The following is a 25,889-nucleotide window of genomic DNA, read 5'->3' as shown; positions in this document are numbered from 1 at the left end:
TCTGTATTGTTGTATCTCCACCTGCCTGTTTGCTCCCCTCTCCCGCACCGCGGGAGAGGGGTCGGGGGAGAGGGCCAGCGGTTCTAATTGCGTTATCGGCAAGCAGAGCTGCCCGCCCTCTCCCCCAGCCCCTCTCCCACTTTGTGGGAGAGGGGAGCAAACCAGCGGGAAAGCAAACCTGCTTTAAGCCGCCTCCGCCAACTTCACCAGCTTCGCCTCAGCATCCCGCAGCGCAGTCCGCAAACCCTCTTCCACCACCGGGTGGTAGAACGGCATCGCCAGCATTTGCGCGATGGTGAGGTCCTGCTGATACGCCCAGGCCAACAGGTGGGCGATGTTCTCGGCGCGCGGGCCGAGCCATTCGGCGCCGAGGAAGCGGCCCGTGGCGCGGTCTGCGTACACATGCATCAGCCCCTTGTTCTTGAGCATGACGCGGCTGCGGCCCTGGTCCTCGAAGCTGATTTCGCCAGTGACGAAGCTGCCGGGGGTCAGATCGGCAAAGCGCTTGCCGACCATCGCGATCTGCGGGTCCGAGAACACCACCGCAATCGGGGCGCGTCGGGTCAGGTTTCGCACGTCCGGCCAGCGCGCCGCGTTCTCGCCCGCGATGCGGCCTTCGTCGGATGCTTCATGCAGCAGCGGCAGCACGTTGTTGGCATCGCCGGCGATGAACACCGGGGCATCGCCACACTGCAGCGTGATGGGGTCGAACACCGGCACGCCGCGCGCATCGAGTTTCAAGGCTGTGTTCTCGAGTGCGAGCTTGTCGACGTTCGGACGACGACCTGTAGCGGCCAGCACGTAGTCGAAGCGCTCCGTCGCTACATTGCCACTCGGCGTTTCGAACGCGATGACGGCTTCGTTGCCTTCGCGGCGCATGTCGGTCACACGGGCATCCGGCAACAACGGGAATTCCGCATTGAACGCTTCGGCTGCGTAGGCGCGGATCGCCGGATCGGACAACGGACCCACGCCGCCACCTACACCAAATACACGGACCCGCACGCCCAGCCGCGACAGCGCCTGACCCAGTTCGAGACCGATCACGCCAGGACCGAACACGGCCACGCTACGCGGCAGGTCTTCCCACGAGAACACATCGTCATTGATGATCAGGCGGTCGCCGAACACGTTGAACGACGGCGGCACGGCGGGACGCGAACCCGTGGCAATCACCACGCGGCTGGCGCGCACCACAGTGTCATCGCCCACTTGCAGGACCGTGTTGTCGATGAACTGCGCGAAGCCTCGCAGACGATCCGCCTCCGGAATGCTCTCGGTGCCGCGCACCACGAATCCGACAAAGCGGTCGCGCTCGTTGCGCACACGCTGCATGACCTCGCGGCCTTCGATACGCACCGGACCATCCACGTGCACGCCGAACGCTGCAGTGTGGCGCGCTTCGTGCGCGGCTTCGGCGGCAGCGATCAACAGCTTCGACGGCATGCAGCCCACACGGGCGCACGTGGTGCCATACTCGCCGCCCTCGATGATCACGGCGCGCTTGCCGGCGGCGATGGCCGCACGATACGCGGCCAGCCCTGCGGTGCCTGCGCCAATCACTGCCACGTCGGTCTGAATCGTTTTCATGATGCGTTTCCTGAATCGGGTGATGCTGCCTGCTACGGCTTGAAAAATTTCAATCGGCGGATGGGATGGCACCGGACCGCCTTGCAGCGTGCGGTGCCATCGGGTCCGGCGACTGCCGGGACGTTGCGGGGGAATAAGTGCCCAGGACACCGGTCGGGGGAACCGGGCCCGGGCGGGGGGAGGATCGTTGCGATCAGGCGATCAGGCGGCCAGATGCTGTTCGAGCGCTTCGGCGCCACCGATCAGCTTGCCGTTGATGAACACCTGCGGTGCAGTCATGCTGCCGGCCATGGCGCCCAGCACCTTGCCGCGGATCTTGTTGTCCAGCGGTACGTCGATGTACTCGAAGCCCTTGTCCGACAGCAGTTGCTTGGCCTTGGCGCAGTGCGAGCAGCCCACCTTCGAGAACACCACCACCTGATCCGGACGCTTGGCGTTCGGGGCGATGTAGTTCAGCATCGTGTCGGCGTCCGACACCTTGAACGGGTCGCCCGGCTCTTCCGGCTCGATGAACATCTTGTCCACGACGCCGTCGCGAACCACCATCGAATAGCGCCAGCTGCGCTTGCCAAAGCCCAGGTCGGCCTTGTCCACCAGCATGCCCATGCCGTCGGTGAATTCACCGTTGCCGTCGGGGATCATGACGATGTTCTCGGACTCCTGGTCCTTGGCCCATTCGTTCATCACAAAGGTGTCGTTGACCGACACGCACAGGATGGTGTCCACGCCAGCGGCACGGAAGGCCGGGGCCAGTTCGTTGTAGCGCGGCAGGTGCGTCGACGAGCAGGTAGGCGTGAAGGCGCCGGGCAGCGAGAACACTGCAACCGTCTTGCCATGGAACAGATCGGCCGTGGTCACGTCCTTCCACTCGTTGTTTTCACGGACGCGGAAAGTGACGTTGGGAACGCGTTGGCCTTCACGGTGTTGCAGCATGGGTATAGCTCCTTGGGTTGGTTGGGGCGCCACGTGTTGTGGCGATGGAGTGCATTCTCCCGGCGGGCATGTGATTTGTACAATTCATCGTTTCAACCATCCTCATTGGAAATTACTATTATCAATCGTCGAATTACGATTGATTTTGGCTATCGCAATGCCCTTCCACGCACGCGCCCCCATCGCTATCATTCGGGCACATCAAAAACACGAAGGGACAACAACCGATGACCCGCCTGACCGTAGTGCTGCCCGTGGCGACCCTGCTGGCTGCCGCACTGATTGCCACCGGCACCCCCGCCGCAATCGCCGCCCCGCTGGTGAAACCCGAGCTGGATCAGATCGTGGCCCGCGCCACCGCCACGCCGCCTGCCAGCTTCGCGGCCTTTCTGGATGCCGCGGTCAAGGCCGATCCGAAACTCGCGCCATCGGTGCGCGCCTATCGCGCGAAGAAGCCGCTGAAGGGCGACGACCTGGTCAACATCGGCCGCTTGCTGGGCGTCTACAACCGCGTGCACAACCATCAGGCGGTGCTCGACAGCATCACGGAGATGGTGGCGCTGCGCACCGTGCGCGACGAGAAAGTGCCGCAGCACGAGAACCCGGCCATCATCGAGTTCGGCAAGGTGGTGGAGCGCATGGCGAAGGACTTCGGCCTGCAGTTCCGCAACGTGGATAACCGCGTGTTCGAGGTAACGCTGCCGGGCCAGGGCAAGGAAACGTTCGGCATCCTCACGCACGCCGATGTGGTGCCGGTAGTGGCCGACGAATGGGTGCTCGACGATGGCACGAAGCTCGACCCGTTCAAGGTCACGCGCGTGGGCGATTACCTCTATGGTCGCGGTACGATCGACGACAAGGGTTCGATTGCCGCCGCGCTCTTCGCGATGAAGACCGTGCGCGATAGCGGCGTGCCGCTGGCGCGTTCGATCCGCCTGATGATCGAGACCACCGAGGAAACCGGTGGCGACGGCATGAAGTACTACCGCGACAAGACCGCCCTGCCCGAGTACAACATCGTGCTCGACAGCAAGTACCCGGCGGTTGTTGCGGAGAAGGGGTCGGGCGCGCTGACGGTGCGCTTCCCGGTGCAGGCCACCGATGGCAAGCAGCCTGCCATCGTCGCCATGGCAGGCGCGGCATCGGCCAATGCGATTCCGCAGACCGCCACGGCACGCATCACGGGTGGCGATCTCGATGCCACGGCTGCCGCGCTCGATAAGGCGCGCGCCGGTTTCATCGCGCAGTACGCCGCGCAAGGCAAGTTCGCCATCGACATCGCGCGCAACGGCGACGGCATCGACGTGAAGGTGACGGGCTCATCCGCCCACGGCTCGCGCCCGGAAGAAGGCGTGAACCCGGTGCCACGGCTCGCACTGTTCCTGCAGGAATCGGGGGTGAAGTTCGCACAGAACCAGTACGCGCACGCGATTCGCTACCTGACCGACCTGTATGGCACGGGCTACCTCGGCGAGAAGCTCGACGTGGGGTATCGCGATGATTTCATGGGTCCGCTGACGATTTCACCGACGCTGATCCGCGAGCGCAACGGCAAGCTGGAAGTCACGGCCAACGTGCGCATGCCGCGCGGTTCCACACCCGACGCATTGCGCGCGAAGATCGCCGAGCGCGTTCAGGCATGGGCCGGCACGACGCACACCACGCTTGAAATCCAGCATGACCAGGGCGACTGGATGGCCCGCGATCCGAAGGGCGCATGGCTCTCCACGCTGCTGAATGTCTACGGCGATACCACGGGCCTGGAAGCCAAACCCGTTCCTACCGCCGGCAGCACCACGGCCAAGCTGATGCCCAACGCCATCAACTTCGGCCCGGCCATGCCCGGCAAGAAATACACCGCGCACAACGCCAAGGAATACAAGGAAGTCTCCGATCTGAACCTGGATATGCAGATGTTCACGGAGATGCTGGTGCGGGTGGGGAATTTGAAGGCGATGCAGTAGTTTTGCGCAACGCTTCCTTGTTCCCCTCTCCCGCGCGCGGGAGAGGGGAACACACCAAGGGTAAGTGAAACGGCTTACAACCCCAACTCACTCAACCCCGCATGATCATCCGGCCGGCGTCCCAGCGGCCAATGGAACTTGCGATCCGCCTCCTTGATCGGCGCATCGTTGATGCACGCAAAGCGACGCTGCATCAGGCCGTTCTCGTCGAACTCCCAGTTTTCGTTGCCATACGACCGGTACCAGTTGCCGGAGTCATCGCGCCACTCGTATGCGAAGCGCACCGCGATGCGGTTGCCGTCGTGTGCCCACAATTCCTTGATCAGCCGATAGTCCAGTTCCTTCTGCCATTTGCGCGCAAGGAACGCTTCGATGTGTTCGCGACCGTTCACGAATTCGGCGCGGTTGCGCCATGCGCTGTCCACGGTGTACGCCAGCGCCACGCGCTTGGGATCGCGGGAATTCCAGCCGTCTTCGGCGGCGCGCACTTTTGCGGTGGCGGTTTCCAGGGTGAACGGCGGGAACGGCGGACGGGCTTCGGCTTGATTCGACATGCGTGATCTCCAGGAATGGATGAGGAACGAGAAACGTAGAACGTGATACAGATCTGTCTCGCCATTATTGGTAGACAGACCTGTCTCGTCAAGCACGAAATATAGGAACAAAAAAGCCGGTTTGGCCCGATGCGTATCAGAGGTGCTGCCGGTCGAAGCCCGATTCCCGCGCCAGCACGATAGCCTGCGAGCGATTCTCGACTTCGAGTTTCGAGAAAATGCTCGTAATGTGATTTCGCACGGTTTTCTCGCACAGGCCGAGCAGTGCCGCGATCTGCGCGTTGTCGCGGCCTTGCGCGATCAACACCACAATGTCGCGTTCTCGACGGGTCAGCGCCCCGAAGGCGGGATCTGCCGATGGCGCCGGCGGCGGGAGGAAGGCCCGCACCTCGTCGATCCAGCGATCCCAGGCGGACTCCGCTTCCAGCAGCAGATGGTTGCCACTGTCGAGCGGGACGAAGTGAGCATTGGGAATCATGCTCGCGATCAGGCGCCCTTCATCGAATGGCACACGCGCATCGCGCACGGCGTACAGGACAAGCGTGGGACAAGTGACCAGCGGCAACAGCGTCACCACATCGATATCGTTGAAGATCCGCATGAAGCGCGCGGCATTGATCGGAGAGGTGGACACACGCTCCAGCTCGTTGAACCATCGATGCTGCTCCGCCGTACCGCCCGGAATGAACTGCGTGGTAAAAAACTGCCGGAACGCGGGGTTCTCCTGACCCCAGCCAATCTCCGCGAGCCGGATCATCAACTCGGCTTCCTCCTGCATCTCGGGACCGGGATTGCGCTTGAGCCGGCCCCGCGCATAACCGCCATGCAGGATCAGGTGGCTCACCCGTTCGGGATGTGCCACGGCATAGGCCACCGCAATCGATGCGCCCTGCGAGATGCCCAGCAGCGGAAAGCGATCCACGCCCATGGCATCGACAATGGTTTCGAGATCGCGCAGCCATGCATCGAATGACAGGTCATCGACATGGCGATCGGAGAGCCCGCAACCGCGCTCGTCATAGCGGATCAGCGTGTGCTGTTCGGACAGCGCGTAGAGCATGTGGCTCCAGACCGGACTGCCGACATCGAACTCCAGATGGCTCATCCAGTTGGCCGCTTTGACGAGCGGCGGCCCGCTACCCGTGATCGCATACGCCAGACGTACGCGGTCAGGGCTGGTGCATAGGCGAATCTGCTGCTTGAGCATCGGCATGGCGGCGTCGCGCGCGGGGCAGGATACGAGCGGACCGGCGTGCCTGCGGCCCGTATCGTTGCCGATACCGGGCAGAGGTTCACCGCGTGCGGTCGTGCCGGGCGACTCACCTATCTTAGACAACGTTCCCCATCGCGCGGACATCAGCGCCACATGCCGCCCGCGCAAAGTGCGGCAGGCGAAACGCAGTGCGTGCGGTACGCGGCGGATAAGGGACTCCACGTGTATTCACTCGCAAGGAAAAAAAGAAAACTGCCCGGTGCGCAGGGCATCCGGGCAGTGATTCAACGGGGCAATGCTCCGTCAGCGTGATTCACGCCGCGCGCGAGGCACAGGCGCCCTGCTGGCCGATGCTGCGCGCGCCGTCGGTGAACGCATCGCGCGGACCCTGACGATTGCCGCCGTCGCTATAGGCATCGCGCGGCCCGATCCGCATGCCTTCCGAATACGGATCGAATCCGCCGCGCTTGCAAACTGCCGCACTGGCGTGCTGCGTCGATGCCGTCGATGGGATGAATACCTCGCTCCAGGCGCCGGCGTGTGCGGCGGTGCTCAGCCCGAGGGTCAGTGCGGAAGCGGTGAAAAGGGTCTTTGCTGCGTTCAACATCGTGATTACTCCAACTTGAAACTCCGGAAAAAGCGGATGGCGATGGCCAATCCGTAGGAGCCATTGTGGAGATCGATGCCGTGCCTGACATGAGGCGAGAGTCCCGGGTCAATCGGGACAGTTGGGGAAAACGCGGAGGATTGAGCGGGACGGGTGTCCTGTGGAGAGTTGTTTCATTTTGGGGGGCGGTCTTCTCCCGCACTCTTGTTGTCTCCTCTCTCCCGCGCTCTTGTTTACTCCCCTCTCTTGCTCCCCTCTCCCGCAAGGCGGGAGAGGGGTCGGGGGAGAGGGCCAACAGTGCAAATTGCGACATGTCGGCAAGCAGAACCGTCTGCCCTCTCCCCCAGCCCCTCTCCCGCACGCGGGAGAGGGGAGCAAAACACGCGGGAGAGGGGGCGAGCCAGCAGGAGAAAACCGGAGGCGACGCACGTTAAACCTTCGCCTCCACCTCCGCCAAATACTTATGAATCTGCGACACCACAGCCGCCCCTTCACCCACCGCGGCCGCCACGCGCTTCGTCGATCCCGATCGCACGTCGCCAATCGCAAACACACCCGGCACGCTGGTCTCCAGTGTGTAATCGGCCCGATCCGTGCATGACTGGTGGGCGTCATAGCCCGTCAGGATGAAGCCCTTGTCATCGGTCGCGACATTGCAAGAGCGCAGCCATTCGGTGTTGGGTGCGGCGCCGATGAACAGGAAGACATGGCGCATCGGTATCGCCACGCATTCGGGGCCCCGCGCGCGCTCCTTGTAACGCACGGTCGATAGCCAGCCCTCGCCTTCCATGGCCGTGATCTGTGCGTGCGTATGGAGATGCACGTTGTCCAGGCTCTTCAGGCGATCGATCAGGTAGCGCGACATCGTGGCCTCCAGCCCCTCGCCACGCACCAGCATGTGCACCTCTGCCGCGTGCGAGGCAAGGTACACCGCCGCCTGCCCGGCGGAGTTGCCGCCACCGACCAGCATCGCGTGCTCGTCCTTGCACAGCTTGGCCTCCACCGGCGACGCCCAGTAGTACACGCCACGGCCCTCGTAACGATCCAGCGCGTCGATCTCCGCGCGGCGATATTGCGCGCCGCTGGCCACCACCACGGTGCGCGTGGGAATGCGCCGGCCATCGTCCAGTTCGAGTTCGATAGGGTTCGCGCCGCAATGGAGCTTGCGGGCTTCGAGCGGAATGGCGAGGTGCGCGCCGAATTTGAGCGCCTGCACGAACGCGCGTCCCGCCAGCGCCTGGCCCGAGATTCCCGTGGGAAAGCCCAGATAGTTTTCGATGCGCGCACTCGCACCCGCCTGGCCGCCCGGCGAGCGGCAATCGAGCACCGCGACCGACAGCCCTTCGGACGCCGCATAGACCGCAGTGGCCAACCCGGCTGGGCCTGCGCCGACCACGATCACGTCATAGACGTGGTCCGGGTCGAACTCGGGCACCAACCCGAGGCAACTGGCAAGCTGGCCTTCGTCGGGGGCGCGCAGCACGCTGCCGTCCGGACAGATCACCAGCGGAAAATCACTCTGCGGTGCATGGCTGAAATCGAGCAGACAGGTGCAGTCGCGCTCGGTTTCGATATCGATGACGCGATGGGGATGGCCATTGCGGCGCAGGAACGCCTGCAGCGAGAGCAGCAGCGGCTCCGTACCCTTGCCGACCAGGATCGGGCCGCCGCCCCGCTCGATCAACCCGACGCGGCGCAGGATCAGCGCGCGCATGATGCGCTCGCCCAGATCGGCCTCGGCCACCAGCAGCGCGCGCAGATTGACCGGCGCGATCACCAGGATGGTGCAATCTTCCAGCGCCAGCGCATCGACCAGCGCCGGCTTGCCGGTGAGCTGGCCTACCTCCGCCAGGAACTGCCCCGGGCCTTCCTCGGTAATCGGATGGCGATCGCCAAACCCGTCGAGCTGGTCGATGCGCACGCGGCCGGACAACACGACATGCATGCCTCGCCCGGTATCGCCAGTCACGAAGATCATCTCGCCTGCCCGCCACGTCTGCACGGTGCCGAAGCGGCGGATCCGATCGATTTCCGCCCCCGTCAGCGTGGGAAACATCTGGTGGCGGCGCGATTCCAGATTCGAGAACGGCGCGTCGAGCGGCGCATCTTGCCCAGGGTCCGGTGCGGCTTCTGGATCGGCTTCGGACATCGACGTCACCTGCGATATTTCCATGCTGCGCTCCCCTTCTCGTGAAATCACTATTCAGGACATCGAACACTGGTCTGGATAGTAATCCCGCCAAGATGAAATGCGCATGAAGTTTTGCTGGATGCGGCCGTTCGCGCCAGCGTGTTGATGGCGTGTTCCTGTTGTGTTAACCGCTTGCGCGGGATCACGACGCGTCTGAATGCGCTTGGGTATGGTGGCGGCACCTTCCGAACGACGCCGCATGGCGCCCTCCTCTATGAAAAAATCGACTGGCACCCAGTGCTTTAAATCATGGTGAGAATATTAAGCGCTGGCTACACTGTGCCTCGCGCCTCCAAGACGCAACGTTCGTCACGGACCCACGAGGCCCCTGGCGGCATATCAGACAGCCCCCAGCAAGGAGACTAGATGTACCGCGACCGCATTCGCCTGGCCGCACTCCAGGACCGGATCATGTCGGCCGACCAGGCTGCAACGCTGATCCAGGACGGCATGACAGTCGGCATGAGCGGCTTCACCCGTGCCGGCGACTGCAAGGCCGTGCCCATGGCCCTGGCGCGCCGCGCGGCCACCGACCCTTTGCAGATCACCCTCATCACCGGCGCCTCGCTGGGGCACGACACCGACAAGATCCTCGCCGAAAGCCATGTGCTGGCGCGTCGCATGCCGTTCCAGTCCGACGCCACGCTGCGCCGCAAGATCAACGCTGGCGAAGTCATGTTCATCGACCAGCATCTCGGCGAGACCGTCGAGCAGCTGCGCGGCGGCCAGATCGCCCCGGTGGATATCGCCGTGATCGAAGCCGCAGCCATCACCGAATCGGGCGGCATCGTGCCGACCACCTCGGTTGGCAACTCGGCCAGTTTTGCGAAGATGGCCCGCAAGATCATCGTCGAGCTGAACCTGAACATGCCCGTGGGTCTGGAAGGGCTGCACGACATCGCCTTTCCGGTGCAGCGCCCGTATCGTCAGCCGATTCCGCTGATCGCCGTGGAGCAGCGCATCGGCCTGCCCTACATTCCGGTCGATCCCTCGCGTATCGCCGCCATCGTGATTACCCAGCGCGACGACAGCCCGTCGAATGCGCTGCCGCCCGATGCCGGGACGCGCCAGATCGCCGGACACCTGAATGCCTTGCTGGAACGCGAAGTCCGCGCCGGGCGCCTGTCGCCGTCGCTGCAGCCGCTGCAGGCCGGCATCGGCACCATCGCCAATGCGGTGCTGCACGGGCTGGCCGATTCGCCGTTCCATGACCTGACGATGTATTCGGAGGTCCTGCAGGACAGCACCATCGAACTGATCGACGCTGGCCGCCTGCGCTTTGCCTCGGCCTCGTCGATGACGCTCTCCGCCCCCGTGTACCGCCGCGTACTGGACGATATCGAGCGCTACAAGCACAAGCTCGTGCTGCGTCCACAGGAAATCAGCAACCATCCGGAAGTGCTGCGCCGCCTGGGTCTTATCACGATCAACACCGCGCTCGAATGCGACATCTACGGCAACGTGAACTCCACGCACGTGGGCGGCACGCACATGATGAACGGCATCGGCGGCTCGGGCGATTTCGCACGCAACGCGCATCTTTCCGTGTTCGTGACCAAGTCAGTGGCCAAGGACGGCCGGATCTCCAGCATCGTGCCGATGGTGTCGCACGTGGACAATAGCGAGCATGACGTGGACATCCTCGTCACCGAACACGGCCTGGCCGACCTGCGCGGCCTGGCCCCACGCGAGCGCGCATTGCAGGTGATCCGCAACTGCGCCGACCCCGCCTACCGCGACGGACTGATGGACTACTACCGCCGCGCCTGCCTGCGCGGTGGCCAGACGCCACACCTGCTCGAAGAAGCCTTCGCGTGGCACATCAACTACCGTGATCACGGCTCGATGCTGCCCAACACCTCGCCCGCCGCCAACGATGTACTGGCCGCCTGATCTGGCCGCCTTCCTCTCGTTCAAGCGTCACCCCAAAGTCCGTAGCCAACCGCTACGGACTTTTTTTATCGCTCCGCTTCCTGCCGGCCGACAACACTGATGCGCGGAAGGCTTGGCGGTTAATTGCCATTTCCATATCGACAAAAATTGAAGCCTCCGGGTTTCGGCCCTCTTTTTGCCGACGCCAAAGTGGCCTATCCTCTCCGCACGACGACACACAACGAATCTGGCGGGGGACCGGGCCCCGTGACACGACCATGGAAAAGACTGCATTCGTATTCGCCGGCGGCGGCAGCCTGGGCGCGGTTGAGGTTGGCATGCTGCGCGAACTGGTGAAATGGGGCGTCAAGCCCGACTTTGTCATCGGCGCGTCCGCCGGGGCGATCAATGGCGCCTACTTCGCCAACAATCCCGATGTGGAAGGCACGGCCAGACTGGAGAGCCTGTGGCGCAGTATCACGCGTGCCGAGATCCTGCCCTGGTCCTGGCGCAGCATGCTGGGGATGATCGTCGGCAATCGCGGCCATCTTGTCGAGTCATTCGGACTGAAGCGACTACTGACCCGGCATTTCGGCGATGCACGCATCGAGAATTCGTCCATCCCGCTGCATGTGGTGGCAACCGACATGCATACCGGCGCCGAGGTGCTGCTCTCGTCCGGCAACATGGTCAGTGCCGTCCTCGCCAGCGCCGCCATTCCCGGCGTGTTTCCCCCTGTGGATGTCGAGGGACGCAAGCTCATCGATGGCGGCGTGGCGAACAACACGCCGGTCTCCACGGCCATCCGCCTCGGCGCCACGCGCGTAGTCGTACTGCCTGCCGGCTTTGCCTGCGACGAGCGTCGCCCGCCGCGCGGTGCGATGGAGCATGCATTCAACGCCCTATCGCTGCTGGTGGCCCGGCAACTCGTGCATGACCTGGAGCGTTGGGGCGATCAGGCGCACATTGCCGTGGTGCCGCCGCTTTGCCCACTCGATGTCTCGCCGTACGACTATACGCGCTGCGGCGAACTGATCGATCGCGCGGCAGAAGCCACACTGGCCTGGCTGCGTTCTGGCGGACTGGAGAGCCGACGCGTACCCGGTGCATTGGAACCACATGAACACGACGAGGAACACCCGGCGTGCAGCGCGGATATCCAGATGCCACCGCCCGGCCACGTGCATGTGGACCATCCCGGCCATCAGCATCCGGGCGCGCATTGATTTGTTGATCATCTGACTCGGCGCAACGTGTTGGGTCAGGCCCAACCGTCTGCCCGACCAGTGTTGGTGGACGCCACGTCTTCCGCCCGTTTTTCCTATTCCGAAGTGCTGCATCCCCCTCGCCCGTCGCCTTCTGACGGGTGGCATGTTCTCTGCGATTAGACGCATCGAGCGCGGCGCCACGCTCGACCCTAACCGGAGCCTCGGGCTCCCTCGGAGAACTGCCATGTTGATCCCGCCACAACTGCGGCCGGGCGTCGTCGCGCCGCCACGTCCGCATCATCCCCCGGTCATTCGCTACCGCATTCGCGGCATCGTGTTGCTGCTGCGCTTGCTGATGCTCTGCCTGCATACGGCCGCGCTGGCCGACAGCGTCTTGCCACCTCCCTCGGTGCAGCGTCCCGGATTCCTGGAGGACACGGCTGCCCATTACGCTCACAGCGATATCTTCAACGCCGTGGAGGGCATCGCGCCTGTGCGGCCGGGGCGGATGGAACGCAGCGAGCCTTCTGCCGCTCAGCCGGTTCGTCCAGCGTCCCCCACGCCTCCCACCGCCACCACGCTTGCCCCGGCACCGGCGAACGTGCGCCGGGTGAAGGCGCCGTAACCCGTACGTAGCCGGACGTTCCCGTTCCTTCGACAGGAAGTCTTTACACGCAACCGCGCAATGGTTGCATGGCGTCTTGTCCACCCATTGCCGCCAACCCACGGTGCGACAAGGGCTGGGAGGCGCGGTACGGAATTTGCGCTGTTTCCGGAATTGCCAGACGTGCAAGGCGTTGCTGCCAAGTGACGCGTGGCAAACCCGCAACCTTCTGGAACAGGAGCGCAACATGGCCGATTACCATTCCGAGCGTTATCGCCGGGGCAACACCTGGCGCGCAACCGAAAACCTTCGTGACGATGATCTGGGTGACCCCTGGGATGACAATGCCGGCACACGCTGGATGGGTCAGGACGACTGGCTGCCCGAATCCTCCGACAACCGCTGGGAGAATGCCCGCCAGCGACAGCGGCTGGCGCCGGGTCAACTCAGCGACGGTGGGCCTGCACCGAGCGGCTACCGTGGCAGCGATGACGGGGATCTGCGATATCAGGGCAGCGACCTGCGATATGGTCTGAACGGCGGCTATGGCAGGCTTCCGGAAGATGACCAGTCGTGGCGCACGCGCCAACAGTACGAGAGCCGCCGCTATGCAAGCGAGTACGGCGACTACGGCGATGTTGGCGATGACCGGCAGCAGTCATACGGCGGGCATCAAGGACGACGCGATAGCGGCTTCGGCAACGCCGACCAGGAATGGCTCCGCCGCGCCGAGCAACGCGGGCCGCAACATGGCTACGCGTCAGCCCAGCGACGGGGCACCTATTTCAACGATTTGCGCAGCGATACCCGCTACTGGACCGAACCTGTCGACGAGTGGGGAGAGGGCCGCCCCTCACGCGCCCAATCGTATGGCCGCGACTATCTCGGCGGGCGCGACAACGGTGACGATCATCGCGGATATGCCACGCGTGGCGGCACCTGGCGCGAGGCGGGAGACGATCAACGTTACGGCCGGGATGAACGCTATGACCGCGACGACGATGACGACCACGGTGTGCTCTACAACCTCGGCCACCGCATCGGAGAAGTCTTCAACGACTGGTTCGGCACCGATGACGGAGAAAAGCGCACGGGCCCGCGCGGCTACACCCGCACCGACGACCGCATCCGCGACGAGATCTGCGAGCGGCTGACGTTCGGCAGCGGCGTGGATGTGAGCGAGGTGACGGTGGATGTGGCAAACGGCAAGGTGACGCTGGGCGGCACGGTGCATCGCCGCAGCCAGAAGTTCGATATCGAGGATCTTGCTGATAATACGTTCGGCGTGACGGAGGTTGAGAACAACATTCGTGTTGCGCACTAGGCGACGACCGTCGCTATGCGCTCCCCTCTCCCGTGTTAGCGGGAGAGGGGAGCAAAACAAGCGTGACAAGAAACGCTTTGCTGTCGGCTACACCCCCAACCTGAAAACACTCACCGACCTTTCCATCCTTTCCGCCTGCTCTCGCAGCGCCTGCGCGGCTGCCGCGGCTTCTTCCACCAGTGCGGCGTTCTGCTGCGTCACCTGATCCATCTGTGTCACCGCCTGATTGACCTGTGCGATGCCGCTGCTTTGCTCGTGCGAGGCGCGGCTGATGTCGTCCATCACCGATGTCACGCGCTGCACCGCCGTTACCACGTTGCCAATGGTGGAAGCCGCATCGATGGCCAGTGCCGTGCCACTTGCTATGCGATCCGCTGACTGCGAGATCAACAGCCGAATCTCTTTCGCCGAGTTCGCCGCGCGTTGCGCCAGCGTGCGCACTTCCCCCGCCACCACGGCAAAGCCCCGCCCCGCTTCCCCTGCGCGCGCGGCTTCCACAGCAGCATTCAACGCCAGGATATTGGTCTGGAAAGCAATGCTGTCGATGACCGCGATGATGTCAACGATGCGGCGCGAATCGGCCTCGATGTCAGTCATGGTCTCCTGCATGCGGGACACGGCGTGCCCGCCTTCTGTGGCAATGCGCACGGCATCGCCCGCCAGTGCCATGGCTTCCGTCGCATTGCCCGCGTTCTGCTGCACGATCGAGGTCAGCTCCTCCATGCTCGCCGCCGTCTGCTCCAGCGACGATGCCTGTTCCTCGGTGCGCTGCGACAAGTCCGTATTGCCTTGTGCAATCTGTTCGGCTGCCACCAGCACGTTCTCGGCGCCTTCTTTCGTCTCACCGATGAGGCCGCGCCACGACGCCACCAGTGCCATCAGGTGCCGCTTCACATCGCTGAATTCATCGCGCCCGTGCGCATCGATATGCACGCTCAGGTCGCCATCGTGAATACGGGCCACCAGATGCGCCACGTCATGCACGTCGTCGCGCATGCCTCGGCTGAAACCGGCGAACAGGTACAGCGCGCCGCCCACGGTCATCGCCGCCACCACGATCAATGCCGCCAACTTTCGCTTGTGCGCGGCGATCCGTTCTTCGAGCATCTCGCCGGCCAGTGACGTGAATTCCCGATTGACCGCCGAGACGGCATCGATGGCGGCCGTACCTTCTGCGAAATACGTCTTGGCATCGATGTTGATTCCGCTCGACCCCAGCATGTTCACTTTGAGCGTGCGATAGAAGTTGTCCATCGCCGCCAGTTGCTTGCCCGCAGCCTCCACGCGGCCACGATAGGCGGGCGTGTCGACCAGCACGCGCGCGATGTCGCGGCGCACGGTCTCCAGTCCATCCTGGATCTGTTCGGCCAGCGCAGCCAATTCGGCCTGCTGCGCGGCATCGGAGTAGCCACCTTGCGCGATGATGCCCGCGCCACGCCCGCGCGCCAGCGCACCCAACTCCGCCAGCTTGGGCATCGGGCCCACCATGAGGTTGATCAGGTAATAGGAGCCTGCCTCCGGATCGAGCGCGAGTGTCGAGTGGTCGGCCACGTCACCGATAAACAGCCGCGTGTGCTTGACCAGCGTGGTATGGCGCTCGAACAGCGGACCGGCAGGCGTATCGAGTCCGAGCTTGCGGATCTGCTGCCATGCCTCGTCGAGCTTCTTCGCATCGGGCACCACGTCGAACGCGGTCACTGTTGATGCGTCGGCGAGCAGCGCGGAAAGATGCTGCGCGGCCTTGCCATCGGCAGCATCGAACGTAGCCTTGAAGCTGGTGTTGCCGAGCAGCACGCCATTGGCCGCGCCACGACGCACCTGCGTCTCGCGCATGAAATCGAGTGCCTGCGAGACGAGCTTCAATCCGAGTACTTCATTACGCGTATCGCGCATCGACTGCACGGACTGCTGCATCACGGCGAACAGTGCGCCGCACAGTGGAATCAGGAACAGCACGGACAACAGCACCAGCTTGCGCGTGATGGTCAGGCGTGCCATCAACCGTACGGCAGGAGTCAGGAAAGCGGCCACGATGGTCCTTTGGAGAGGTGTCTTTTTTTGCGAGTCTGGTGATAGGTCCCAATGCTCGCTGTATCGACGCCAATCCGCAGAAATAAAGCGGTTTTCCTGGCTATTTCCCGTTATTTTTCATGCCGCACAAAGGCAGTGCGAACGGCGCACGATGACGGTGCGCCGCGCACGTTTTTCGCGCGAGCTTTCACGCGAGTTTCCACCCGTGCCTCAGGCCGTGGCGCCACCATCCACGCCAATCGTCTGCCCGGAGATATAGCGTCCTGCCGGCGAGGCCAGCAGTACTGCAAGGCCCGCTACATCGCTGGCTTCGGCAATGCGTCGCAACGGAATCCCTGCGGACAGCATCTTTTCGCGCTCGGGGTCGCCCCACAGCGCGTCGCGCGAAAAGTCCGTGCGAACCGGCCCCGGGTTGATGCTGTTCACGTTGATGTTGTACGGCCCGAGCGTCTGCGCGAGATTGCGCATGGCCAGATCCGTCGCACCCTTCGAGATGCTGTACAGCGCCAGCATGGCCGAGCCACGTCGGGCGGCAATGCTCGACATGAACAGGATCGAGCCATCGCGCCGCTCGATCATCTGTGGCGCCAGCGCGTTCACGAGCACGAGATTGCCGCGCACGTTACCGGCCATCACTTCATCGAAGGCTTCCGGCCCCTGATCGAGCATCGAGCCGACAGCCGTGGAGCCGGCAGCGTTGAGCACCAGCGCATCCACCCGGCCGAACTTCGCGAGCACGTCTTTCGCAAAGGCGCGCACGCTGTCGGTGTCGACGATATCGCACGCAATGCCTGTGGCGTCGATACCTTCCTCGCCCAGCCGCGCCGCCACCTGCGCAGAGACCGCGGCATCGCGCCCCGACACCACCACGCGAGCGCCGGCTTGCCCTAGTGCCCGCGCCATTTCGAGGCCCATGCCTTTGGTTGAGCCAGTGACAACGGCCACGCGGCCGGACATATCGAACAGTTTGAACATGACAGGTTTTCCTCGAGAGTGATGGAAGTCGTACAGCCACAACATGAATGCCGATCGCCTTATACATGATGACCGTCATTTATTGCTTAAATTATGGTTGTCATCTAAACTGCGGTCAAGGTCAATTTTGCGGATCGCACGGAGCAGGGAGTCAACATGGCGCGCGCATCACGAGTCGTCGCAGAACAGCATAGGACAGCCATCGAGAAGGCATCGGCCCGATTATTCAGGCAGCACGGCCTGCATGGCGTATCGGTGGCGCAGGTCATGGCCGAAGCCGGACTCACGCATGGCGGCTTCTATGGACACTTTGCGTCGAAGGATGAACTCGCAGCCGTAGGATGTGCGCGCGCGTTCACAGATGCGAATGCGCGCTGGCAGGAAACCGTGGCGCAGGCAAGCGATTCGGCCACCGCACGGCATGAACTGGTGAGCCGCTACCTCAGCGAAGCGCATCGCGATGCGGCTGGACACGGCTGTCCCGCCTCCGCACTCGCCATCGATGTCGCGCGCGAACCGGCGGGCAAGCCCGTGCACGAGGCCTATGTCGATGGCATCGGCCAATTGCTCGATACGTGGAAGACCACGGCAGAACACCCCGGCCCCGAAGCCGATCGCATGGCGCTCGTACAGATGGCGACGCTGGTGGGTGCGATCACGCTGGCGCGTGCCACGGCTGGCCATGCGATTTCCGACGACATCCTCGATGCCGCACGCCGTTGGCTGACCGATGTCCCTTCCCACAACACCGTCGCCTGATTTCTCACCTCCCACTTCTCAGATAACGCCCCATGTTCGCGCAAGCCTTCTCCCGCCAGCTGGACCGGCGCGGTATCCACTACGCGTGGATCGTCGCCGCCATCACGTTCTGCGTGATGCTCACTACCTCCGCCGCGCTCGGTCTGCCCGGCGCCTTCCTGAAACCCATGAGTACCGAGATGGGGTGGAGCACGGACAAGGTCTCCTCGATCCTGGCGTTCCGCTTTGCGTTGTTCGGCATCATGGCACCGTTCTCGGCCATCCTGATGGAGCGCTTCGGCGTGCGCAACGTGGTGTGTGCCGCGCTCGCACTGATCGCGGGCGGCATGGCGCTGGCAACAGTCTCCACGGAACTCTGGCAACTGTTTGTGGCGTGGGGCCTGATGCTCGGCGTAGGTTCGGGACTCACCGCACTGGTGCTGGCCGCCGTAGTGGCCAATCGCTGGTTCACCGCGCGGCGCGGGCTGGTGATCGGCGTGCTGACAGCCAGCTCCGCAACAGGACAACTGGCCTTCCTGCCCGTGGCCGCCTGGCTCATCGAACATATGGGATGGCGCGTGGCCGTGCTGCCGGTGCTGGTAGCCTGCGCTGCGCTGGCCTTCGTCGTGTTCGGCTTCATGCGCAGCCGTCCGTCCGATGTAGGTCTGGTGGCGTTTGGCGACCTGCCGGGCACAGTGCCCGCTGCGCCGGCCCCTGCTGCCCCGCTCTCGTGGCGCGGACCGTTCACGGTGCTGCGCGACGCTGCGCGCACGCAGACGTTCTGGATTCTCGCCGGTACGTTCTTCATCTGCGGCCTCTCGACCAACGGCCTGATCCAGACGCACTTCATCTCGCTGTGCGCGGACTACGGCATGTCCGCAGTGCCCGCCGCCTCGGCACTGGCCATGATGGGCGCGTTCGACTTCGTCGGCACCATCCTCTCCGGCTGGCTTTCGGATCGCTACGACAGCCGCAAGCTGCTGTTCTGGTACTACGGGCTGCGCGGCTTGTCGCTGTTCTGGCTGCCGCATTCGGAATTCACGCTCTACGGCCTGTCGATCTTCGCGATGTTCTACGGTCTCGACTGGATCGCGACGGTGCCGCCAACGATCAAGCTGGCGGCCACCACGTTTGGCCGCGAGCGCGCGCCGATGGTCTTTGGCTGGATCTTCGCCGCCCACCAGATCGGCGCGGCAACAGCGGCCTTTGGTGCAGGGATGTCGCGCACGTTCTGGCTCACCTATTCCCCGGCGCTCTACATTGCTGGCACGGCTTGTCTGCTGGCCGCACTGCTGGCGCTGATGGTGCGCCGGCCCGCGCAGCAGCCTGCGCCGCAACCGGCCCAGGCGTGATCCATCGCTAGCGTTCGGCGCTCACCGCCACGAACGCGTCGATCAGTGCGGCAGCAGGTGCGCGTTTAAGCGCCGACTGCCGCACCAGCACCCCGATCTCCCGCACCAGCGGCGCGCCCGGCATCGCGATCTCGACGATGCCAGGCGTCTGCCGCAACGGCACCAGCGCCGAAGGAATGATTGCGCAGCCCAACCCCTCGGCCACCATCTGCAGGATCACGGCGGGTTCGTCCAGTTCCATGCCCTCGCGCACCCAGTAGCGGTGGCGCTTCAGATAGCGGTCCACCAGTTGGCCACCCGTGGAGTGACGGTTGTAGCGGATGAACGGCACGGTCTCCAGCACCGTCTTCAAATCGCCGGTTGTTCCCATTGGCGCCACGGCGACGAACGGTTCCTGAATCAGCGTCACCCACTTCAATTCCTGCGGAATGCCCAGGCGTGGCTTGACCAGCACCGCGATGTCGAGTTCACGCGCATCCACCTGCGTGAGCAGTTGCGTGGACATGCCCGGCACGATGTTCACGTGCGTATCGGGATGCGCCATGCGGAAGCGCTGCATCGCACGCGGCAACAGCGTGGACTGCACCGTGGATACCGCGCCCAGATCCAGCGGCGCCAGGTCCTGTTGCGAGCGTGCGCCCTTCATCGATTCGTAGATCGATACCAGACGGGCCACCTCCGGCAGCCTCTGCCGCCCCTCCTCGCTCAGCGTCACCGATTTACCCGACCGGTCGAACAACGTGCAGCCGAGATCCTCCTCCAACCGGCGGATCTGCGTGCTTACCGCCGATTGGGTCAGGCCCAGACGCGCACCCGCTGCGGAAAACGAACTGGTCTCGGCGGCAGTGAGAAAGGTCTTGAAATAGCGGATCACGGGGAGGAAGGGATGAAAGAACTGCGGAACACGGTCGAAACCAAGCATCGAGATTTTCGATACTCAGCCAAGAAATGATTCGTTTCATATTACGAGTCTTGCTGATTACAATCAACGACACCCAACCCGTACCCCATACAAGAGACCACGCCATGAGCGCCATGCCCCTGTTCCACCTTGCCTTTCCCGTTCACGACCTTGCCGCCGCGCGCCAGTTCTACGGCGATCTGCTTGGTTGTCCGGAAGGCCGCAGTTCCGATGCCTGGGTCGACTTCGATTTCTACGGCCATCAGGTCGTGGCCCATCTCTCGCCCGACGAGTGCGGCCATCGCGCCACCAGTGCCGTGGATGGCGACAACGTGCCGGTGCGGCATTTCGGCGCGATCCTGTCGATGACGCAATGGGAGCAACTGGCCGAAAAGCTGCGCGCTGCCGGCACGAAGTTCGTGATCGAACCGCATGTGCGCTTCAAGGGACAAGTGGGCGAGCAGGCAACGATGTTCTTCCTCGATCCGTCGGGCAATGCACTGGAATTCAAGGCGTTCGGCGACCTGAGCCAGGTGTTTGCGAAGTAAAGCCCCGCAACCCTGCTCCATCGTTTTTTCTTTAGTTTCAGCAAGTTAGCGCTCTGATCGAGCCAATATCCGGCCGATCTAGAGCGCTTCCTCCACCTTGTACATCGGAATTTCTCCAAATTCTCCTTGCGTATCTATCTAGTAGTAGATAATATTCGAGCCATGGACGACGCACTGCGGTAGCAAAAAAGCCAAAAGCGCGACGCGCCACGCAATACAAGTTGTTTGTTGTCAGTACCGGGAGCCGGTCTTTTTTTAGGAACGCTTCTCTATCTAGCAGTAGATAGCAGTTAGCAAGGACCGACGGATTGCCACACAGAAATCGGCCGCGACGAGCCTCCACACAAACCGGAGCGTCGGGCCAAAGCCAGGAGAGCATCATGACCGCCACCAAGACCCTGATCACCGCCGCCGCCCTCGCCGCCGCTTTCGTTGCAGGCGCTGCGCAAGCCGCACCCGCCGCCCAGAAGGCTGGCGAAGTCTACGGCTACACCTATCGCGTACAGGACAGCCGCAGCGCGTTCACCGATGGCGCACGCACCGGCAAGTTCGATTCGTTCACCGAAGGCGCACGCGTTGGCAAGGCTGACCCGTACACCGATGGCGCAAAGATCGGCAAGTTCGACCCGTACACCGATGGTGCCCGCACCGTGGCCGGCCTGGACCGGACCGGTGTCTCGGCTGAACCGTCGCGCACCTTCGACCCGTACACCGACGGTGCCAAGGCTGCTCCGTTCGACCCGTACAGCGGTGGTGCCCGCACCGTCGCCGGCCTGGATCGCACTGGCGTCTCTTCCGAACCGCAACGCAGCGTTGACGTCTACACCGACGGCGCGCTGGCCTGACCCCGCACCGGCGGCCGCCCTCCTGCGCAGTAACCAGGGCGGCCACCGGGCCAGACATACGGAGTTTCCATCATGAACTTGCGTGACGGCGCCCTGATCGTGGGCGGATGGGTGTTGCTTTGCTTCGGGACCGGAGCGCTGTATTCACTCGTCGCGCAGTCGTTGTCCATTTAGCCACGAGGACAGCGGCGAAACTGGAGGGTCCGCGGCTCACGAGGCCAAGGACAGATGTCATGAAAACGCAATCCACGCAAGCCGCGCAGTCCGTGCGCGACCAGTTGCTCGAGCATGCCTCCGTGCTGATCCGGCAACGCGGTTACAACGGATTCAGCTATCGCGACCTGGCGGAACTGGTGGGTGTGAAGACGTCGAGTATTCATTACCACTTTCCCGCCAAGGACGATCTGGTGCAGGAAGTGGTGAAGCTGTACCGCGAACGTTCGCAGGCCCGGCTGGCCGCCATCGACCCGGCACTGTCGCTCTGTGAGCAGGCATGGCAGTACATCCGCCCGCTGCGCAACGACATCGAGCTGAACCAGATCTGCCTGGCTGGCATGCTGTCCGCCGAAGTGCTGGCGTTGCCCGATGCCATCCGCATCCCGCTGCAGGCGCACTACCGCATGCACGAGGAATGGATTGCCCGCCTGCTGCGCCGCGCCGAGATCGAACGTGGCGAGCCGTATCCGGTGCCGCCGATGGCATTGGCCAGCGTGCTGTATGGCGCGATCCAGAACGGGATCATCACGGCGCGGATGTCGGGTTCGACCGATCGGCTGGATGCCGCGGCAGACATGTTGATGGGCGCCGTGGGTGGCTCGATGCATGAAGTGCGCGCACATGAGGCACGCGAGGCATTCGAGGCTGTGCCGGCCTGAATGGTCGAGTAGTGGCCGATTGAACGATTTCTGTGGCCCCTGACCCGTAGTCAGGTTCAGGTGCCCGACGTCCGCCGTCCCGCTCTCGCGGTGGACGTCCCTGTTTTCTCCGACGCCGGGATTTTCCCGGCGGTTTTTTTTGGTGCGGCCTGTTTGGTAGCGACCTTCTTTGCTGCGACCTTCTTTGCTGCGACCTTCTTTGCCACGCCCCTGCCGGTATCGATCACCACCCACGTCGGTGCATGATCGCTCGCCTTTTCTTCGCCGCGCACCCATCGGTCCACGCCTGCATCGTGCAGTTGCACACCCGGCCCCAGCAGCAGGTGGTCGATACGCAGCCCTGAGTTGGTTTGCCAGTGCTGGCGGAAGTAGTCCCAGAAGGTGTAGATGCGCTCGTCCGGATGCTGCGTGCGCAGCGCATCGACCCATCCTTGTGCCAGCAGACGCCGATAGCACTCTCGGCTCTCGGGTTGCAGCAGCGCGTCCTTGAGCCACGAGCGCGTGTTGTAGATATCGTCATCGGTCGGCACGACGTTGAAATCCCCGGCGATCACTACTGGATGGCCGCTGTCGTACAGCGTCTGCGCATGGGCGATCAATCGCTCGAACCACGCCAGCTTGTAGTCGAACTTGGGACCGGGCTGCGGGTTGCCGTTGGGCAAGTAGAGGCAGGCCACCAGCACGCCTTCGATGGCGGCTTCGAGATAGCGGCTCTGGGTATCGGGATCAGCGCCACCCTCGCCACTCGGCAAACCCCGCCGTACCTCCACAGGATCAACGCCACGCGCCAGGATCGCCACGCCATTCCACGATTTCTGCCCATGCCAGATCGCGCCATAACCGGCCGCGCGGATCTCGTCGATGGGGAAGCCTTCGTCCACGGTCTTGAGTTCCTGCAGGCAGGCCACGTCGGGCTTCTCGCGCTCCAGCCATTTGAGCAACGCGGCCAGGCGCGTGCGCACACCGTTGATGTTGAACGTGGCGATCTTCATCGAAGTCATCGGCGGGGCTCCAGTCGAACGTGGTGTTCATCATAAATTCCCGCGTGAAGATTTCCTGTCGGTGTCCGATCACTGTATATTCATACAGTCCTTCGATCCTTCGGCGATTTGCGCCTTGTCCGACACCTCCCCCACTCCTGTCATCGAAACGCCCCGCTATACGGTAGCCGTGCGCACGTTATGCGAATTCACGGCCAAGGCGGGCGATCTCGACTTGCGTTTCACACCCTCGCCCACCTCACAGGAAGGCGTGGCCGGACATGGCGTGGTCACGAGCCGGCGTGGCTCGGGATATGAATCCGAGGTATCGCTGTCGGGCGAGTTTGAAGGCTTGCGCGTCCGGGGCCGCGCCGATGGCTACGATCCGGTGGCCAATCGCGTGGAGGAAATCAAGACGGTGCGCGGCGAGAAGATCGAGATTCCGGAGAATCATCAAGCGCTGCACTGGGCGCAGGCCAAGATCTACGGCTGGCTGCTATGCGAATCGCGCAAGCTCGAAAAGATCGAAGTGGCGCTGGTCTACTTCGATATCGTGAGCCAGCGCGAGCGCATGCTGAAGGCGCGATTCGATGCGGCCACGCTGCGTGAGTTTTTCGAGGATAGCTGCCGGCGCTTCAAGGTCTGGGCCGAACGCGAACTCGCGCATCGCAGTGCGCGCGATGCCGGATTGCAGGCGCTGGCGTTTCCGCATGGCACGTTTCGCGAAGGGCAGCGGCTGCTGGCCGAGTCGGTGTACAAGGCCAACGTCTCCGCGCGCACGCTGCTGGCACAGGCGCCCACCGGTATCGGCAAGTCCATCGGCACCGTGTTCCCGGTGCTCAAGGCCATGCCGACGCAGCGCATCGACAAGCTGTTCTTTCTCTCTGCACGTTCTACCGGTCGCGCGGTGGCATTGCACGCTACGGCGCAACTACGCCGCAACGCCGCCGATACGCCGCTGCGTGTGCTGGAACTGACTGCGCGCGACAAGACTTGCGAGCACCCCGATCTCGCCTGCCATGGCGAATCGTGCCCGCTGGCACAGGGGTTCTACGATCGGCTGCCCGCCGCACGCGAGGCGGCGAGTCACGCGCCGTTCTTAGACCGCGCGACCACGCGCGACATTGCACGCGCGCATCAGGTGTGTCCGTACTACCTCGCCCAGGAAATGATTCGCTGGAGCGATCTGGTGGTGGCAGACTACAACTACTATTTCGATCGCAGCGCACTGCTGTTCGCGCTGACGGTGATGAACGAATGGCGCGTGAGCGTGCTGGTGGATGAAGCGCACAACCTCGTGGATCGTGGCCGCGCGATGTACACATCCACGCTCGATCATGCGGCGTTTCGTGGCGTGCGACTGTCCGCACCGGCGGTGCTGAAGAAGCCGATGGATCGCGTGTATCGGCAATGGAATGCATTGGCAAAATCCAGCGAGGCCGAGTACGAGACACGCGACGAGGAGCCCGCAGCGTTCGTCGAGGCGCTGGTGCAGCTTTGCACTGCGATCATCGACGACATGAGCGAGCATCCGCAGCGGCATGATGCCCTGCTTGAGCGCTTCTATTTCGATGCCATGCACTTCCTGCGTCTGGCCGAGCAACTGACCGAGTACGGCGGCAAGCATTCGCTGTTCGATATCACGCGCACACCGCGTCTGCGTGCAGGGGTGGATGCATCGCTATGCGTGCGCAACCTGTTGCCCGCGCCCTACCTCGCCACGCGTTTTGGCGCGGCGCACTCCACCACGTTGTTCTCGGCCACGCTGCAACCCGCTGATTACTACGGGAATCTGCTGGGCCTGCCGGATAGCGCGGTGTGGGTCGAGGTGCCATCGCCGTTTCGTGCGGAGCAGTTGGACGTGCATGTGGCGCGGCATATCTCCACGCGTTATGCACAGCGGCAACGGTCATTGCCTGCCATCGTCGCGCTAATGGCCGCGCAGTTTGCGCAGCGGCCCGGCAACTACCTGGCGTTCTTCAGCAGCCACGACTATCTGCAGCAGGCGGCGGCTCTGCTGGCGGAAGGTCATCCGGATATTCCGACCTGGGCTCAGGCACGCGGCATGAACGAGGCCGGCCAGTCGGCTTTTCTGGATGCATTTGTGGCGGGTGGCCGAGGCATCGGCTTTGCGGTGTTGGGCGGCGTGTTTTCCGAAGGCGTGGACTTGCCCGGCGACCGCCTGATTGGCGCGTTCGTGGCGACGCTGGGCTTGCCGCAGGTGAACCCGATTAACGAGCAATTGCGTGATCGGATGGAGAAAACGTTCGGGCAGGGATATGACTACGCGTATCTGTATCCGGGGCTGCGCAAGGTGGTGCAGGCTGCGGGCCGGGTGATTCGGACGCAGGAGGATCGCGGGGTCGTGTGGCTGATCGACGATCGGTATGGACGGGCGGAGGTGAAGGATTTGCTGCCGGGGTGGTGGGAGATTTCGGCGGGGCCGAACTTGCAACGGCATGCAGGTTCTGACACCCGCAGCTATGCGCTCCCCTCTCCCGCCCCGGCGGGAGAGGGGTGGGGGTGAGAGCGGGGCGTCGCTACGTCGAAGCGTTATTCGTGCTTGAAACGCTGGCCCTCACCC

Annotated in this window: 20 protein-coding genes and 1 pseudogene; 11 read left to right on the top strand and 10 right to left on the bottom strand. The window is 63.5% G+C overall.

Annotation, left to right across the window (positions count from 1 at the left end):
• Positions 1-183: 183 nt before the first annotated feature.
• On the bottom strand, positions 184-1,590 hold the full coding sequence (locus GA566_RS17610; protein ID WP_160473522.1) for a dihydrolipoyl dehydrogenase: 1,407 nt from the start codon (positions 1,588-1,590) through the stop codon (positions 184-186).
• A gap of 201 nt (positions 1,591-1,791) precedes the next feature.
• On the bottom strand, positions 1,792-2,523 hold the full coding sequence (locus GA566_RS17605; RefSeq protein ID WP_160473521.1) for a glutathione peroxidase: 732 nt from the start codon (positions 2,521-2,523) through the stop codon (positions 1,792-1,794).
• 227 nt (positions 2,524-2,750) lie between these two features.
• Between GA566_RS17605 and GA566_RS17600 the strand changes: the two genes are divergently transcribed.
• Complete coding sequence (locus GA566_RS17600; protein WP_160473520.1) at positions 2,751-4,487, top strand: dipeptidase; 1,737 nt, start codon at positions 2,751-2,753, stop codon at positions 4,485-4,487.
• A gap of 74 nt (positions 4,488-4,561) precedes the next feature.
• Here GA566_RS17600 and GA566_RS17595 read toward each other — a convergent pair whose 3' ends face one another.
• The 4 genes from GA566_RS17595 to GA566_RS17580 all read right to left on the bottom strand — a co-directional run bounded on the left by GA566_RS17595 (position 4,562) and on the right by GA566_RS17580 (position 9,034).
• Positions 4,562-5,041 (bottom strand): nuclear transport factor 2 family protein, encoded by a 480-nt coding sequence (locus tag GA566_RS17595; RefSeq protein ID WP_160473519.1) that lies wholly within the window; start codon positions 5,039-5,041, stop codon positions 4,562-4,564.
• A 136-nt stretch (positions 5,042-5,177) separates the two neighbouring features.
• The gene (locus tag GA566_RS17590) at positions 5,178-6,254 is read right to left on the bottom strand and encodes an alpha/beta fold hydrolase (protein ID WP_160474642.1); all 1,077 of its coding nucleotides are present in this window, start codon (positions 6,252-6,254) and stop codon (positions 5,178-5,180) included.
• Positions 6,255-6,567: 313 nt separating this feature from the next.
• On the bottom strand, positions 6,568-6,861 hold the full coding sequence (locus tag GA566_RS17585; RefSeq protein ID WP_137927326.1) for a hypothetical protein: 294 nt from the start codon (positions 6,859-6,861) through the stop codon (positions 6,568-6,570).
• Positions 6,862-7,291: 430 nt separating this feature from the next.
• A complete protein-coding gene (locus GA566_RS17580) occupies positions 7,292-9,034 on the bottom strand; it encodes an FAD-dependent oxidoreductase (RefSeq protein ID WP_160473518.1) in 1,743 nt (580 codons plus the stop codon).
• 384 nt (positions 9,035-9,418) lie between these two features.
• Between GA566_RS17580 and GA566_RS17575 the strand changes: the two genes are divergently transcribed.
• The 4 genes from GA566_RS17575 (at position 9,419) to GA566_RS17560 (ending at position 14,060) form a co-directional block, all read left to right on the top strand.
• Positions 9,419-10,945, top strand: coding sequence for an acetyl-CoA hydrolase/transferase family protein (locus tag GA566_RS17575; RefSeq protein ID WP_137928533.1), 1,527 nt, complete (start codon positions 9,419-9,421; stop codon positions 10,943-10,945).
• A gap of 257 nt (positions 10,946-11,202) precedes the next feature.
• A complete protein-coding gene (locus GA566_RS17570; RefSeq protein WP_160473517.1) occupies positions 11,203-12,150 on the top strand; it encodes a patatin-like phospholipase family protein in 948 nt (315 codons plus the stop codon).
• 226 nt (positions 12,151-12,376) lie between these two features.
• On the top strand, positions 12,377-12,757 hold the full coding sequence (locus GA566_RS17565) for a hypothetical protein (RefSeq protein WP_160473516.1): 381 nt from the start codon (positions 12,377-12,379) through the stop codon (positions 12,755-12,757).
• Between the two features lie 226 nt (positions 12,758-12,983).
• Positions 12,984-14,060, top strand: coding sequence for a BON domain-containing protein (locus GA566_RS17560; protein ID WP_160473515.1), 1,077 nt, complete (start codon positions 12,984-12,986; stop codon positions 14,058-14,060).
• Positions 14,061-14,147: 87 nt separating this feature from the next.
• On the opposite strand, the gene GA566_RS17555 is transcribed toward GA566_RS17560, so the two are convergent.
• Both GA566_RS17555 and GA566_RS17550 read right to left on the bottom strand, forming a co-directional pair.
• Positions 14,148-16,091: a methyl-accepting chemotaxis protein gene (locus tag GA566_RS17555; protein ID WP_370459320.1), complete on the bottom strand. Its 1,944-nt coding sequence runs from the start codon at positions 16,089-16,091 to the stop codon at positions 14,148-14,150.
• A gap of 210 nt (positions 16,092-16,301) precedes the next feature.
• On the bottom strand, positions 16,302-17,066 hold the full coding sequence (locus GA566_RS17550; protein ID WP_137928453.1) for an SDR family NAD(P)-dependent oxidoreductase: 765 nt from the start codon (positions 17,064-17,066) through the stop codon (positions 16,302-16,304).
• 156 nt (positions 17,067-17,222) lie between these two features.
• Between GA566_RS17550 and GA566_RS17545 the strand changes: the two genes are divergently transcribed.
• Entirely contained in the window at positions 17,223-17,825 is a 603-nt protein-coding gene (locus GA566_RS17545; protein ID WP_137928454.1) for a TetR/AcrR family transcriptional regulator, read from the top strand.
• 32 nt (positions 17,826-17,857) lie between these two features.
• Entirely contained in the window at positions 17,858-19,156 is a 1,299-nt protein-coding gene (locus GA566_RS17540; RefSeq protein WP_160473514.1) for an MFS transporter, read from the top strand.
• Positions 19,157-19,163: 7 nt separating this feature from the next.
• On the opposite strand, the gene GA566_RS17535 is transcribed toward GA566_RS17540, so the two are convergent.
• Positions 19,164-20,030, bottom strand: coding sequence for a LysR family transcriptional regulator (locus tag GA566_RS17535; protein ID WP_137928461.1), 867 nt, complete (start codon positions 20,028-20,030; stop codon positions 19,164-19,166).
• Positions 20,031-20,182: 152 nt separating this feature from the next.
• Between GA566_RS17535 and GA566_RS17530 the strand changes: the two genes are divergently transcribed.
• The 3 genes from GA566_RS17530 (at position 20,183) to GA566_RS17520 (ending at position 22,325) form a co-directional block, all read left to right on the top strand.
• Positions 20,183-20,605: a VOC family protein gene (locus tag GA566_RS17530; protein ID WP_137928456.1), complete on the top strand. Its 423-nt coding sequence runs from the start codon at positions 20,183-20,185 to the stop codon at positions 20,603-20,605.
• A gap of 380 nt (positions 20,606-20,985) precedes the next feature.
• Entirely contained in the window at positions 20,986-21,450 is a 465-nt protein-coding gene (locus GA566_RS17525; protein WP_160473513.1) for a copper resistance protein CopQ, read from the top strand.
• A gap of 233 nt (positions 21,451-21,683) precedes the next feature.
• A complete protein-coding gene (locus GA566_RS17520) occupies positions 21,684-22,325 on the top strand; it encodes a TetR/AcrR family transcriptional regulator (protein ID WP_160473512.1) in 642 nt (213 codons plus the stop codon).
• Between the two features lie 194 nt (positions 22,326-22,519).
• Here GA566_RS17520 and xth read toward each other — a convergent pair.
• Positions 22,520-23,326: pseudogene (xth, locus tag GA566_RS17515) on the bottom strand (exodeoxyribonuclease III); the annotation flags it as partial.
• A gap of 115 nt (positions 23,327-23,441) precedes the next feature.
• Between xth and GA566_RS17510 the strand changes: the two are divergent.
• Positions 23,442-25,832 carry an ATP-dependent DNA helicase gene (locus GA566_RS17510; protein ID WP_202126824.1) on the top strand — a complete coding sequence of 797 codons (2,391 nt, stop codon included), beginning with the start codon at positions 23,442-23,444 and terminating at the stop codon, positions 25,830-25,832.
• Positions 25,833-25,889 lie beyond the last annotated feature (57 nt).

The organism is Cupriavidus sp. SW-Y-13 (genome assembly GCF_009793345.1).
In the GTDB taxonomy this organism is placed as follows: domain Bacteria; phylum Pseudomonadota; class Gammaproteobacteria; order Burkholderiales; family Burkholderiaceae; genus Cupriavidus.
Note: the sequence above shows the minus strand (reverse complement) of the source record. Positions and strands in the feature narration are given on the sequence as shown.